Source organism: Streptomyces sp. DSM 106670 (assembly GCF_055792845.1).
In genome coordinates, this window is record NZ_CM147704.1 from 3,068,330 (window position 1) to 3,081,466 (window position 13,137).

Consider the following 13,137-nt stretch of genomic DNA (forward strand, 5'->3'; position numbering starts at 1 on the left):
CCGCCGGAAGGGTCTCTTCCGTACGGCGGCGCCCCGGCCCGTGCTTCCATGCCTCCGTGATCCCATGCCCCCGTGATCCCGTGATCCCGGCTCAGCGCGTGCCGCGCAGCCTCCGCCACGGGGTGAACGTGAACACCGCGCCGCCCAGCAGGATCGCCGTACCGGCGACCAGGCCGAGCGCCCGCAGCGCACCGTCGCCCTCGGCCCCGGTGGCGGCCAGCCCGCCGCCGGAGTCCGTGCCGCCGCCGGACGCCGCCGCTCCGCCGGAGTCCGCCGCGCCGCCGCTGCCGCCGGACGCGCCGCCCGGCTGGGCGGAGGTGTCCAGCTCCAGGGAGACCGCCACGTCGTCGGGCGGGGTGCAGGTGGTGGTCGTACCGGCGGCCATCACCGTGAGGACGCCGGGGCTGAGCGTGGACTTGCCGCTCGCGCCGGGCTTGTACGTACCGGTGAGGTCCGGGATCTCGATCGGGGCTCCGGTCTTGATGACCTCCTTGTTCAGCGGCCCCTCGACCTTGACCGTGCCCTGGTCCGCCCCGCCGAGCTTGACGTCCATGGACGGCTTGACCTGGCCCGCCGGGATGTCGATCGGGCTGTCCATGACGGACTTGCTGAACTGCACCGTCAGGTCGTACGCGCCGCCGTTCTTCTTGGCGTTGATCTTGACCGGCGAGGTGGCGTTCTTGTCCCCGATCGGGGTCTTGCAGGCGTAGGCGACGGACACCTCCTTGCCGGGGAAGTCGGTCTCGCCGCCGCCACCGCCGGTGCTCCCGCCGGAGTCACCGCCTCCGGAGGTGGTGCCGCCCGCGTCCGTGCCTCCGTCCGCGCCGCCCGTCGTCGTACCGCCGGTGTCCGTACCGCCGGTCGTGGTGCCGCCGGTGTCGTCGCCGCCGGTCGTACCACCGCTGTCCGTGCCGCCGCTGTCCGTACCCCCGGAGGTCGTGCCTCCGGTGGTGTCGCCGCCGCCCTCGGTGACCTTGATCGTGGCACCGGGCCGAACCTCTTCCTTCGGCGCGCACTTGGTGTCCGTGGAGATCGGCTTGGACACGTTGATGGTGTACGCGCCCGGCGTCAGCGTGATCTCTCCGGCGGCCTCCAGCTTCAGCGTGCCCTTCATGTCGGGCAGCACCATGGGGCTGTTCTTGGGTATGGGCGGGTTCTGCCGCGGGCCCTCCAGCTTCAGTTCGCCGCTCGCCGCACCGCCCAGGGTGATGGTCCCGGTCGGCTTGACCGTGTCCGCCGACAGGTCCAGCACGTCCGGGTTCTTGGACGCGGCCTCGACCGTCTTCCAGACGACCTCGATCTCGTCGCCCACCTTCGCCTCGGCCGGGGCGGTCAGCTCCACCTTCGTGGTGCCCTGCACCGCGGGCAGTCCCGAGATCGGCGGCGGAATACATTCCGTCGCGTAACTGACCTCGGCGGCCTGGGCCGGACTCGCGGCCATCAGGATGCCCGCGCCGCCGAGCATCAGCGCGACTCCGGCCGCGCTCATCCTCCGTTGCGTGCTCACGCTTGTCCCTTCGTCGTGGGTCGGGGTCGGTTCTCCAACGGTGCGGAATCCGGGGTGAACCACGGCAGCACGGCCGTGGTCTCGGTGGTGTCCGTGGCGGCGGGAGCGGTGGGTGCCGTGGCCGGCCTCCGCGTACGGTGCGCGCCGGCGGGGCGGGGCCGGACCTTGTCCACGACCGCCATGCCGATACGGAAGACGGCCGCCGGGACGACCAGGCAGAGCAGGACCCAGAAGAGCGTGACGCCCCAGGGCCGGCCGACCCCCCACGGCTGCTCGGCCAGCACCTTGTCCCCGTACCGCAGGGAGACCTGGTAGTCGCCGTGCGCGCCCGCCGACAGTTCGACCGGCAGCCTGACCTGCGCCTTGCCGCCGGGCGCGACCGTGCCGCGCCACTGGCGTTCCTCCCACTGCGGGGCGTAGACGCCGTGCGCGGTGCCGATCTCGAAGACGGGATCCTCGACGGGGGCGGACCCGAGATTGCCCACGGTGAAGACGAGTTGCCGCGCGGGCGGGGCTCCGAACCAGGTGAGCAAGGAGCTGTCGCCCTCCAGCCGGGTGGCGGCCAGCACCGCGAGCTTCCCTTCTCCGCTCTGCCGCGGCAGCTCCGCCGTGGGGTGGCCCGCCACGGTGAACACCGCGTCGGCCAGCGTCTGTTCGCCCGTCACGGTGGCGATGTGCACCACGCAGGGGCACGGCTTCGGGGGTTCGGTGACCGGCAGCTTCTTGCTGAAGGCGCCCTTCTTGTCGGTCGTGACGGCACGGCCGTCGGCGTTGGCGCAGGAGTTGGTACCGCCGATCACACCCCGCTCCGGGGTGGACTGCCCGCAGATCAGCAGCATCAGCAACGCCTCGGCGCGCCAGCCGCTGCCGCTGACGGTGATCTCGCCGCCCTTGCCCGCCTCCTTCTTGGACAGGCTGACGGTGGGGTCGCCCCCGGCCGCCCGGGCGACCGGCGCCGGCAGGACGACCAGGGCGGGCAGGAGCGCCAGGAGGGCGGCCAGGAGCAGCAGGACGGGCGGCGCGGTGCGCCGGAGGGCTCGGGGGCCGGGCTGCTGCGTCACTTTTCCGCTCCCGCCTTCACCAAGGGCCTCGTATCTGCTTCTGCTTTCGTCTCTGTTTCGGTCTCCGTGTCCGGCGGCTCCGGGGCGCCTCGCCCGGTGCGGCGTCGCCGTCGGTACGCGCCGGAGCCGAGCACGGCCAGGACGCCGAGGGCCAGCAGCCCGCCGCCGACGGCCGGAAGCACCGGCAGGTACGTCGCCGAGGCCTCCGCCTCGTCCCGGGCGCCTCCCGACGCGGTGACCCGCAGCCGTACGGTGACCGCGTCCAGGGCCGGGGGGTCGGGCCAGGGCTCGGTCAGCTCCACCCGCCGGCCGGGGGCCAGCTCCAGCGGAAGGGTCCGTTCCGGGCGGTCCAGCAGGGTGCCGAACACCCCGTCGGCGCGCACCGCCAGCCGGGGCGTCAGCGTCGCGTTGCCCCGGTTGACCAGGGCGTACCGAATGGTCCCGCCGGATATCCGGACGTCCTCGACGGTGAGTGCCGCGAGCGTCGGGCCGCCGATCCGGACCCGGACCGGTACCCGGACCTCCTCGCCCCCGTCGACCGCCACGACCTCCCCGGAGGCGTCGCCGGGCAGCGCGTCGGGCGGCACCGTGAGGGCGAGCGGCACCTCGGCGCGGGTCCGGGCCGGGACGGTGACCGTGTCCGCGGCGAACCGGATCCAGGCCCCGGCCCGGCCGTCGCCCCGTAGCCGTACGGTCAGCGGGGCACGGCCGGGGTTGGTCACCGCCAGCCGGTCCTGGAGGACCGTGCCGGGGGTGCCCTCCAGATAGACGTACGGCCTGGCGTCCCGGTCGCCGCCACCGCCGGCGGGCCGGGCGGTCCAGTCCGCCGGACCGTCGTCAGCGGCGGCGGCGACGGCTGCCGGGGGCGAGGTGAGCGCGCACAGCAGCGCGGCGAGCACCGCTGTGAGGACGAGCGGCGCCCGGCGGAGGCGCGGGGTGGATGGCGACATGGGCGGCTCCTCTGCCTTCCGGCGGCGATGGCGCTGCCGTACGCGAGCGCTCCGTACGGGCCCTCCGTACGGGCCGTGCGCCGCATACGGGCCGTGCGCCGCATACGGGCCGTGCGCCGCATACGGGCCGTACGGCCGTGATCAGCCCGCGGAGCGCTGTCCTCGCCGGGTCAGCCAGAGCACTCCGGCCGCCCCGGTCAGCAGCACGGTCCCGCCGAGCGTGCCGAGCGCCGCCGCCGAGTCCAGCGGGCCGGTGCGAGGCAGCTCGCCGCCTCCGGTGGAGCCGCCCGTGGAACCTCCGGTCGAACCTCCTGTGGAGCCGCCGCCCGACCCCTGGACGTCGAGTTCGAGGGAGGGGCCGGGGCTGTTCTTGGGCGTACAGGTGGTGGTCGTACCGAGCGCCTTGATGGTGAGGACCCCGGCGGTGAAGGTGACCTTGCCGCTCTTCTTCGGGGTGTACGTCCCCGACAGGTCACTGATCTTGATGGGGGTGTTGGCCGGAATCGCCTCGGCGTTCGCCGGGCCGGAGACCTGGACCTTCCCCTCCTCGGCGCCGCCCAGTTCGATCACGGCGCTCGGGTTCATGGCGCCCTTGCCCAGCTCGACCGGGCTGGAGGAGACGCCTTTCTGGAAGGACATCGTGAGCTTGTAGCCGTCGCCGCTCTTCACGCCCTTGATATCGATGGGCGAGACCGCCCCTTTGGGCCCGATGGGCGTCACACACTGGTAGTTGACGTCCACGACCTCGGCGTACGCGGCGGGCGCGCCCGCCACCACGATCGAGCCCGCCAGCGCAGCCGCCAGCGCGAGAGTGGTCCGCTTCTGGTTCGACACCTCGTGCTCCCCTCATGCCGGACGCCGCCGCGCGCCACGGTCCGTACGGGCGCGCATTACTGACGGCACATCAGATTTGGCGCTCAAGGTACGCCCGGGGCCTGATGGAGGGAAGACAAAGAGCGCGCCGATCCGGCGCGCTCTTTCGGGCCGGGCTTCGGCCCGACCGATCCGCCGCAGGGAGAGAGTGAACGATGGATTCTCGGGCCAGGACCCGCATTTCGGTGTACGCGATCGCCGAGGACGGCGGCCGGCTGCTGCTGGCCCGGCTGTCGGACGCCTCGCCGGTCTTCGCGCCGGGCCTGTGGCATCTGCCCGGCGGAGGGATCGACCCGGGCGAGCAGCCTGTCGAGGCGCTGGCTCGTGAGCTCCTGGAGGAGACGGGGCTGGAGCCGACCGAGGCGCACCTGCTCGACGCACGAACGTACACGGCCCGGCGGAACGGGGTGAGTTGGAGCCTCACGGCGCTGTTCTACGCCGTCTCCCTCACCGGCGGGGAGCCGAAGGTTACGGAGATCGACGGCTCCACCGAAGCGGCGGTATGGGTCCCGCTGGAGGATCTGGAGGACGGCACGGCACTGTCGCCGGCCGCTGCCGACGGCCTCGGCATGCTGGATCGGGCGAAGGCCGCCCGCACCCGCTAGGCGGGGGCCGCGAGCTCCGCCCAGACGGTCTTGCCCGGGGCGTCCGGTGTGCGCTGGACGCCCCAGTCGAGGCAGAGGCGCTGCACGATGAACATGCCGTGCCCGCCGGGCCGGCCGGCGCGGTGCGGCGTACGGGGTGCGGGCTGTCCGGCTCCCCGGTCGACGACCTCCACCCGCAGCACCTTGGCGGTGCGGCCGATCCGGAGCTCCTCGGGGCCCTCCGCGTGCAGGCAGGCGTTGGTCACCAGCTCGGAGACGACCAGCAGGACGTCCTCGGCGGCGGCCCGGCGGTCCGCGCTGGACGCCGGAAGCCAGCCCCAGTCGTGCAGCGCCTGCCGGGCGAAGTCACGGGCCGTCGGAACAATGCCGCTGGCCTGCCCGAGTGAGAGCGTGCGCCACTGCCGCTCGGCCGGGACGGGCGAGGCTGCGCCCGCTTCGTCCGGCTCGCGACCGAGGTCGCCCGGCGGATGCTGCCGGGTGGTGCTCATCAGCGCTTCACCTCACCGATTCGCCATGTCGCCATGTCGCCGTTGAACAGATAGTGATCAGTTACCGAGTGTGCCGGATACCGAGTGTGCCGGAGCCCTCGCGGGGCTCCGCCGGGGTGTCTCCTGCCCTGCCGTTTCGCAACAACACCCACTTGGGGCACACGATCGCGTGACACAGCCGACATCGGGGACGTCCGCGGCCGCGCGCTCGTGCCGGGTCAGGTGGCCAGGGCCTCTTCGAGCGTGGCGTGGACGGTGAAGACCGCCTCCGCGCCGGTGATCTCGAACACCCTCGCCACGACGGGCAGCATTCCGGCCAGATGAACCCCTCCTCCGGCCGCCTCCGCCTTGAGGCGGGCGCCGAGCAGCACGTTCAGCCCGGTGGAATCGCAGAAATCCAGGCGGGAGCAGTCCACCACCAGGCGCGACCGCCCCTGCTCGACCGCACTCTCCAGGGGCTCGCGCAGCAGATCGGCGGTGTGGTGATCGAGCTCACCCACCGGCGTCACGACCTCGCTGCGCCCCTCGGTCCGGGCCTCGACCTGAAGCCGACCCCGGTTCGCACTGCCGACCGTCCCGCGGTCCATGCCTGTCCCTCTTCGCCGTTCGTCACTGTGCGCGTCACTGCCTGTGCGGCTGTATGCGTAGCTGCCGCCGACGTGCGTAAAACAGTACGCGTTCCGCACGCCACACGGTAGTCGGAGAACTCAACAAACCGGACATATAGCAGTAATTGGCGCTTGTCACTGCTGGCCAGGACCGGGTATGGGTAGAGGGACACCCGAAACACGACCGGCTTTGGAGGCGCCGCTTCACCGCAGGAACACGTATGGGCATCGGCAGCCATATGCCGAGAACGATGGAGGAGAACCATGTCACCCCGGCTCGACGAAGCGCGTACCCACAACGCGTCGTCGGCATGTCCTCAGGGACCGACCAATTCCGACTCCCCCGCCGCGAGCGCCGTTCCCGGCCCGCGCACCAGCACCACCAGCACCACCAGTGCCTCTGGCACCACCGGCACCACCTCAGACTTCTCCGGCGCGGCCGGCGAGGGACTCGAAGGACTTCCCGAGATCCCGCCCTACGCCGAAGTGGGCGCTCTGGACGCCAGGGCCCTGTCGAAGACGCTCTTCGAGCGGCTGGAGTCCCTCGAAGAGGGCACCCACGAGTACAGCTACGTACGCAACACCCTCGTCGAGCTCAACCTCGCGCTCGTCAAGTTCGCCGCCTCCCGGTTCCGCTCCCGCAGCGAGCCGATGGAGGACATCGTCCAGGTCGGCACCATCGGCCTGATCAAGGCGATCGACCGGTTCGAGCTGAGCCGCGGGGTGGAGTTCCCCACGTTCGCGATGCCGACGATCGTCGGTGAGATCAAGCGTTTCTTCCGTGACACCAGCTGGTCCGTGCGCGTGCCGCGCCGGCTCCAGGAGCTGCGGCTCGACCTGGCGAAGGCGGGCGACGAGCTCTCCCAGCAGCTGGACCGCGCGCCCACCGTGGCGGAGCTGTCCGAGCGCCTCGGCATCACGCCGGACGAGGTCGTCGAGGGCATGTCCGCGAGCAACGCGTACACCGCGAGCTCGCTGGACGCCAAGCCCGAGGAGGACGACACCGAGGGCGCCCTCGCGGACCGCATCGGCTACGAGGACCACGGCCTCGAAGGCATCGAGTACGTCGAGTCGCTGAAGCCGCTGATCGCCGCGCTGCCCGCCCGGGACCGGATGATCCTCTCGCTCCGCTTCGTCAGCAACATGACGCAGTCGGAGATCGGCGAGGAGCTGAACATCTCGCAGATGCACGTGTCCCGGCTGCTGTCCCGGACGCTGACCAAGCTCCGTAAGGGTCTGACCCTGGAGGAATGACCCCCGGCCCGCCCACCGCCCCTCCCCGGGGCTCCACGGGCCGCCGAGCACCGCGGAAGGACCCGCCCCGGACACCGGGAGCGGGTCCTTCCGCATGTGGGCGGCCCTCGGCGCGCGTGTCCGGGCGGGCGAGGGCCGCCGGGGTCACACCACCCGCTGTCCGCTCCGCCAGACCGCGCTGACCAGCGGGACGCCCGGGCGGTAGGCGAGGTGGACGTGGCTCGGGGCGTCGAGGAGCACCAGGTCGGCGCGGGCGCCGGGGGTGATGCGGCCGATGTCGGTACGGCGCAGGGCGGCGGCCCCGCCGGCGGTGGCCGACCAGATCGCCTCGTCCGGGGTCATCCCCATGTCGCGGACGGCCAGCGCGATGCAGAACGGCACCGACGAGGTGAACGACGAGCCGGGGTTGCAGTCCGTGGAGAGCGCGACGGTGGCCCCGGCGTCGAGGAGGCGGCGGGCGTCGGGCCAGGTGGCGCGGGTGGAGAACTCCGCGCCCGGGAGCAGCGTGGCGACCGTGTCGCCCTGGCCGAGCGCGTCGACGTCCGCGTCGGTGAGGTGGGTGCAGTGGTCGGCCGACGCGGCGTCGAGCTCGACGGCGAGCTGGACACCGGGGCCGTAACTGAGCTGGTTGGCGTGGATACGGGGGTGCAGCCCCTTGGCGCGGCCCGCCGTGAGGATGGCGCGGGCCTGGTCGCCGTCGAAGGCGCCCTGCTCGCAGAACACGTCGATCCAGCGGGCGTGCGGGGCGCAGGCCTCCAGCATCGGGCCGGTGACCAGATCGACGTATCCGGCGGGGTCGTCGGCGTAGTCGGGGGACACGATGTGGGCGCCGAGGTAGGTGACCTCGTCGGTGTGGCGGCCCGCGACGCGCAGGGCGCGGGCCTCGTCCTCGACGGTGAGGCCGTAGCCGGACTTGGTCTCGAAGGTGGTGGTGCCCTGGCGCAGCGCCTCGGCGAGGTAGCGGGCGACGTTGGCGGAGAGCTCCTCGTCGGAGGCGGCCCGGGTGGCGGCGACGGTGGTGCGGATGCCGCCCGCGCGGTAGGGCTGCCCGGACATCCGGGCGTTGAACTCCTGGGTGCGGTCGCCCGCGAAGACCAGGTGGGAGTGGGAGTCGACGAAGCCCGGGATCACCGCGCGGCCCGCCGCGTCGAGGACGTTGTCAGTGGCGGGTGCTTTGCTGGATTCACCGGTCCAGACGATGCGGTCGCCGTCGATGACGACGGCCGCGTCCTGGATCAGGCCCAGGGGGGTCCCGTTGCCGAGGGAGGGGTCATTGGTGACCAGGCTGGCGATGTGGGTGACGGCGGTGGTCGTCATCTGGAGAGTGTTCTCCTTGCGTTCCGGGAGGGCCGGATCGGCGGGGTGGATCCGGCCCGTGGGGTCCGGGGTCGGTGGTGCGGGGCGGTCACGTCCGGCGCTCAGCCGTGCAGGGCGGCGATGGCTGTCGCCAGCGCCTGCGGCACGTCCTCGATCCGGGTGTGACGGCCGTCCCGGACGATGTGCCGCCCTGCCACGACCGTGTGCCGCACATCAGCGGCGGAGGCGGCGAATACGGCGGTCTCCGCTGCCAGTCGGGGCACCGGTCCGGCCGTTCTGACCGAGTCCAGGGCGATCGTCGTCAGGTCGGCGGGGGCGCCCGGTTCCAGGATGCCCGCGTCGGGGCGGCCGAGTGCGGCGTGCCCGTCGGCGGAGGCGGCGCGGAGCAGGGCGGCGGCCGTCCAGTGGCCCCGGACATGGGTACGCAGCCGCTCGTTGAGCTCCATCGCGCGCGCCTCTTCGAAGAGGTCGATCACGGCGTGGCTGTCGCTGCCCAGCGAGAGCGGCGAGCCCGCCTTCTGGAGGGCGGCGGCGGGGCCGATGCCGTCGGCCAGGTCGCGTTCGGTGGTGGGGCACATGCAGGTGCCCGTCGCCGAGGAGCCGAGCAGTTCGATGTCCGCCTCGGTCAGATGCGTGTTGTGGATGCCGGTGGTGCGCGGGCCGAGCACTCCGTGGTCGGCCAGCAGCCGGGTGGGGGTGCGGCCGTGGGCGGCCCGGCAGGCGTCGTTCTCCGCCGTCTGCTCGGAGAGGTGGACGTGCAGGGGCGCGTCGCGCTCCTCGGCCCACCGGGCCACGGTGGCCAGTTGGTCCGCCGGGACCGCGCGGACGGAGTGGACGGCCGCGCCGATCAGAGTGTGGTCGTCGCCCTTGAGGAGGGCGGCGCGCTCCGCCCAGGCCTCGGCGGTGGTGTCGGAGAAGCGCAGCTGGTGCCGGTTGGGCTTCTCGCCGAATCCGGCGGCGAGATAGGCGGTGTCCAGCAGGGTGATCCGGATGCCGGCCTCGGCGGCGGCCGCGATCAGCGCCTCGCCCATGGCGTTCGGGTTGGCGTAGGGGGTGCCGCCGGGGGCGTGGTGCAGATAGTGGAATTCGCCGACGGAGGTGATGCCGGCCAGGGCCATCTCGGCGTACGTGGCGCGGGCCAGGTCGAAGTAGGTGTCCGGGGTGAGCCGGGAGGCCGTCCGGTACATCAGCTCGCGCCAGGTCCAGAAGGTGCCCGAGCCGACCTGGACGGTGGCGCGCAGGGCCCGGTGGAAGGCGTGGGAGTGGGTGTTGGCGAGGCCGGGGAGGGTCAGGCCGCGCAGCACGGTCGCGCCGTGCGGCGGTGCCTCGACGCCGGTCCTGATCCCGGCGATGCGGCCGCCCGCGACGTCCAGGGTGACGCCCGGCTCGACGTGGGTGCCGAGCCAGGCGTGGTCCATCCAGTAGGTCGCGGTGACGGGTGCGCCCGTCGTCCGGTGTGTCAGCTGCACGCGAGACCTTCCAGTACGTCGGCGAGTGCCTCCACCCCGGCCGTGCAGTCGTCCTCGGCGGCGTGCTCGGCGGGTGAGTGCGAGATGCCGGTGGGGTTGCGTACGAAGAGCATGGCGGTGGGCACCGAGGCGGACAAAATACCCGCATCGTGGCCGGCGCCGGTGCCGAGGACGGGCACGGGCCGCCCCGTGTCGCCGGTCCCCGCGAGGATCCTGCCGAGCTCGTCGCGCAGGGCGTGCTCGAACTCCACGACGGGCGTGAACGATTCGCGGACGACGTCGAGATCGATCCCGGCCCGCTCGGCGTACTGGCGGGCGGCGCGCTCGATGCCGGTGACGACGGCGTCCAGGGTGTCCTGGTCGGCGGCGCGGGAGTCGAGCCAGCCGCGGACGAGGGAGGGGATGGCGTTGACGCCGTTGGGCTCGACCGCGATCTTGCCGAAGGTGGCGAGCGCGCCGGTCAGTTCGGCCTCGCGGCGGGCGGCGAGGACGGTCTCGGCGTACGTGAGCATCGGGTCGCGGCGGTCGACGAGGCGGGTGGTGCCCGCGTGGTTGGCCTCGCCCCGGAAGTCGAACCGCCAGCGGCCGTGCGGCCAGATGGCGGAGGCGATGCCGACGGGGTCGCCGGTCAGGTCGAGGGCGCGGCCCTGCTCGACGTGGAGTTCGACGAACGCGCCGATCCGGGCGAGCCGTTCCGGGTCGGGACCGATGGCCGCGGGGTCGTATCCGGCCTTCTCCATGGCGGCGGGCAGGGTGATGCCGTCCCCGTCGCGCAGCCGGTGGGCGTCGGCGACGGTGAGCTGTCCGGCGGCGAGCCGGGACCCGACGCAGGCGAGGCCGAAGCGGGCGCCTTCCTCGTCACCGAAGTTGGTGATGGCCAGCGGCCGGGTGAACTCCACTCCCCTGCGGTGGAGTTCGTCGAGCGCGGCGAAGGAGGAGACCACGCCGAGCGGACCGTCGAAGGCGCCGCCGTCCGGGACGGAGTCCAGGTGCGAGCCGGTGACGACGGCGTCCCCGGCCAGGGGGTCGCCGAGCCAGGCCCACTGGTTGCCGTTGCGGTCGGTCTCCTGGGTGAGCCCGCGCGCCTCGGCCTGCGCGCGGAACCAGGCCCGGCAGTCGAGGTCCGCTTCCGACCAGGCGTAACGCCGGTAGCCACCGCTGTCGGCGTGCCGTCCGACGGGAGCCAGCTGCCGCCACATCGAGAGGAAGGAGTCACCCGCGCGCCACTGCTCCCGGGCGCCGGAAGAGGTGGCGGGCTCGCCCCCGGACAGACCGGACGGCATCAGTTGCCCTCCGTCATGGGGACGCGTACGCCCTGGTCGGCGGCGACGGTCTCGGCGATGTCGTAGCCGGCGTCCACGTGGCGGATGACGCCCATGCCGGGGTCGTTCGTCAGCACGCGGCGGATCTTCTCGCCCGCGAGCTTCGTGCCGTCCGCGACGGAGACCTGTCCGGCGTGGATGGAGCGGCCCATGCCGACGCCGCCGCCGTGGTGGAGGGAGACCCAGGAGGCGCCGGAGGCGACGTTGACCATGGCGTTGAGCAGCGGCCAGTCGGCGATGGCGTCGGAGCCGTCGAGCATGGCCTCGGTCTCGCGGTACGGGGAGGCGACGGAGCCGCAGTCGAGGTGGTCGCGGCCGATGGCCAGCGGGGCGGCGAGTTCACCGCTGGCGACCATGTCGTTGAAGCGCTCGCCGGCCTTGTCGCGCTCGCCGTAGCCGAGCCAGCAGATGCGGGCGGGCAGGCCCTGGAAGTGGACGCGTTCGCCGGCCATCTTGATCCAGCGGTGCAGCGACTCGTTCTCCGGGAAGAGCTCCAGCATCGCCTTGTCGGTCTTGTGGATGTCGGAGGCCTCGCCGGAGAGCGCGGCCCAGCGGAAGGGGCCCTTGCCCTCGCAGAAGAGGGGGCGGATGTAGGCGGGGACGAAGCCGGGGAAGTCGAAGGCGCGGTCGTAGCCGGCGAGCTGGGCCTCGCCGCGGATGGAGTTGCCGTAGTCGAAGACCTCGGCGCCGGCGTCCATGAAGCCGACCATGGCCTCGACGTGGCGGGCCATCGACTCGCGGGCGCGCTGGGTGAAGTCGGCGGGCTTCTCGGCGGCGAGGGTGGCCATGTCGTCGAAGTCGACGCCGAGCGGCAGGTAGGCCAGCGGGTCGTGGGCGCTGGTCTGGTCGGTGACGATGTCGATCGGCGCGCTCTCGGCGAGCATCCGGGGCAGCAGCTCGGCGGCGTTGCCGAGGAGGCCGATGGAGAGCGGGCGGCGGGCGTCGCGGGCCTCGACGGCGAGCTGGAGGGCGTGCTCCAGGTTGTCGGCCTTCACGTCCAGGTAGCGGTGCTCGATGCGGCGCTCGATGGCGCGCGGGTCGACGTCGATACAGATGGCGACGCCGTCGTTCATGGTGACGGCGAGCGGCTGGGCGCCGCCCATGCCGCCGAGCCCGGCGGTCAGGGTGATCGTCCCGGCCAGGGTTCCGCCGAACTTCTTCGCGGCGACGGCGGCGAAGGTCTCGTAGGTGCCCTGGAGGATGCCCTGGGTGCCGATGTAGATCCAGGACCCGGCGGTCATCTGGCCGTACATGGTCAGGCCCAGCTGCTCCAGGCGGCGGAACTCCTCCCAGTTGGCCCAGTCGCCGACCAGGTTGGAGTTGGCGATGAGCACGCGCGGCGCCCACTCGTGGGTCTGCATGACGCCGACCGGCCGCCCGGACTGGACGAGCATCGTCTCGTCCTGCTTGAGCGTCTGCAGGGTGCGGACCATCGCGTCGAAGGAGCGCCAGTCGCGGGCCGCCTTGCCGGTGCCGCCGTAGACGACGAGCTTGTCGGGGTGCTCGGCGACCTCGGGGTCGAGGTTGTTCTGCAGCATCCGCAGGGCGGCTTCCTGCTGCCATCCCAGGGTGGTCAGTGCGCTGCCGCGCGGTGCCCGAACGGGGCGGGGTCCTGACATGGCGGTGCCTCCTCGCGACGGTGAAAATCTATTCACATCCTGATGCTCTGAATAGTCGTAGTCA

At 72.6% G+C, this 13,137-nt stretch carries 12 protein-coding genes; 2 read left to right on the forward strand and 10 right to left on the reverse strand.

Annotated elements, in window-relative coordinates:
* Window positions 1–91 precede the first annotated feature (91 nt).
* The 4 genes from ACSMXR_RS13535 to ACSMXR_RS13550 all read right to left on the reverse strand — a co-directional run bounded on the left by ACSMXR_RS13535 (window position 92) and on the right by ACSMXR_RS13550 (window position 4,352).
* Window positions 92–1,489: a hypothetical protein gene (locus ACSMXR_RS13535; RefSeq protein WP_218526601.1), complete on the reverse strand. Its 1,398-nt coding sequence runs from the start codon at window positions 1,487–1,489 to the stop codon at window positions 92–94.
* A 14-nt stretch (window positions 1,490–1,503) separates the two neighbouring features.
* Window positions 1,504–2,568: a hypothetical protein gene (locus ACSMXR_RS13540; RefSeq protein WP_473171957.1), complete on the reverse strand. Its 1,065-nt coding sequence runs from the start codon at window positions 2,566–2,568 to the stop codon at window positions 1,504–1,506.
* Complete coding sequence (locus tag ACSMXR_RS13545; protein ID WP_473171958.1) at window positions 2,565–3,518, reverse strand: COG1470 family protein; 954 nt, start codon at window positions 3,516–3,518, stop codon at window positions 2,565–2,567. Before ACSMXR_RS13545 ends, ACSMXR_RS13540 begins: the two co-directional genes overlap by 4 nt.
* A 141-nt stretch (window positions 3,519–3,659) precedes the next feature.
* The gene (locus ACSMXR_RS13550) at window positions 3,660–4,352 is read right to left on the reverse strand and encodes a peptidase (RefSeq protein ID WP_473171959.1); all 693 of its coding nucleotides are present in this window, start codon (window positions 4,350–4,352) and stop codon (window positions 3,660–3,662) included.
* 194 nt (window positions 4,353–4,546) lie between these two features.
* Between ACSMXR_RS13550 and ACSMXR_RS13555 the strand changes: the two genes are divergently transcribed.
* Window positions 4,547–4,996: an NUDIX hydrolase gene (locus tag ACSMXR_RS13555; protein WP_473171960.1), complete on the forward strand. Its 450-nt coding sequence runs from the start codon at window positions 4,547–4,549 to the stop codon at window positions 4,994–4,996.
* Here the strand turns inward: ACSMXR_RS13555 and ACSMXR_RS13560 are convergent.
* Both ACSMXR_RS13560 and ACSMXR_RS13565 read right to left on the reverse strand, forming a co-directional pair.
* Complete coding sequence (locus tag ACSMXR_RS13560) at window positions 4,993–5,484, reverse strand: ATP-binding protein (protein WP_137234347.1); 492 nt, start codon at window positions 5,482–5,484, stop codon at window positions 4,993–4,995. The genes ACSMXR_RS13555 and ACSMXR_RS13560 overlap by 4 nt on opposite strands.
* Before the next feature lie 218 nt (window positions 5,485–5,702).
* Window positions 5,703–6,071 (reverse strand): STAS domain-containing protein, encoded by a 369-nt coding sequence (locus ACSMXR_RS13565; RefSeq protein ID WP_030589247.1) that lies wholly within the window; start codon window positions 6,069–6,071, stop codon window positions 5,703–5,705.
* Window positions 6,072–6,356: 285 nt separating this feature from the next.
* Between ACSMXR_RS13565 and ACSMXR_RS13570 the strand changes: the two genes are divergently transcribed.
* Window positions 6,357–7,346, forward strand: a complete 990-nt coding sequence (locus ACSMXR_RS13570; RefSeq protein WP_137234346.1) for an RNA polymerase sigma factor SigF — start codon at window positions 6,357–6,359, stop codon at window positions 7,344–7,346.
* Window positions 7,347–7,490: 144 nt separating this feature from the next.
* Here ACSMXR_RS13570 and hutI read toward each other — a convergent pair whose 3' ends face one another.
* The 4 genes from hutI to hutU all read right to left on the reverse strand — a co-directional run bounded on the left by hutI (window position 7,491) and on the right by hutU (window position 13,073).
* Window positions 7,491–8,663, reverse strand: coding sequence for an imidazolonepropionase (gene hutI / locus ACSMXR_RS13575; protein WP_137234345.1), 1,173 nt, complete (start codon window positions 8,661–8,663; stop codon window positions 7,491–7,493).
* 101 nt (window positions 8,664–8,764) lie between these two features.
* The gene (locus ACSMXR_RS13580; protein WP_137234344.1) at window positions 8,765–10,132 is read right to left on the reverse strand and encodes a formimidoylglutamate deiminase; all 1,368 of its coding nucleotides are present in this window, start codon (window positions 10,130–10,132) and stop codon (window positions 8,765–8,767) included.
* Complete coding sequence (locus tag ACSMXR_RS13585; RefSeq protein ID WP_473171961.1) at window positions 10,123–11,415, reverse strand: allantoate amidohydrolase; 1,293 nt, start codon at window positions 11,413–11,415, stop codon at window positions 10,123–10,125. Before ACSMXR_RS13585 ends, ACSMXR_RS13580 begins: the two co-directional genes overlap by 10 nt.
* The gene (gene hutU, locus ACSMXR_RS13590) at window positions 11,415–13,073 is read right to left on the reverse strand and encodes a urocanate hydratase (protein ID WP_364884503.1); all 1,659 of its coding nucleotides are present in this window, start codon (window positions 13,071–13,073) and stop codon (window positions 11,415–11,417) included. The genes ACSMXR_RS13585 and hutU overlap by 1 nt, the downstream gene beginning before the upstream one ends.
* Window positions 13,074–13,137: the final 64 nt, after the last annotated feature.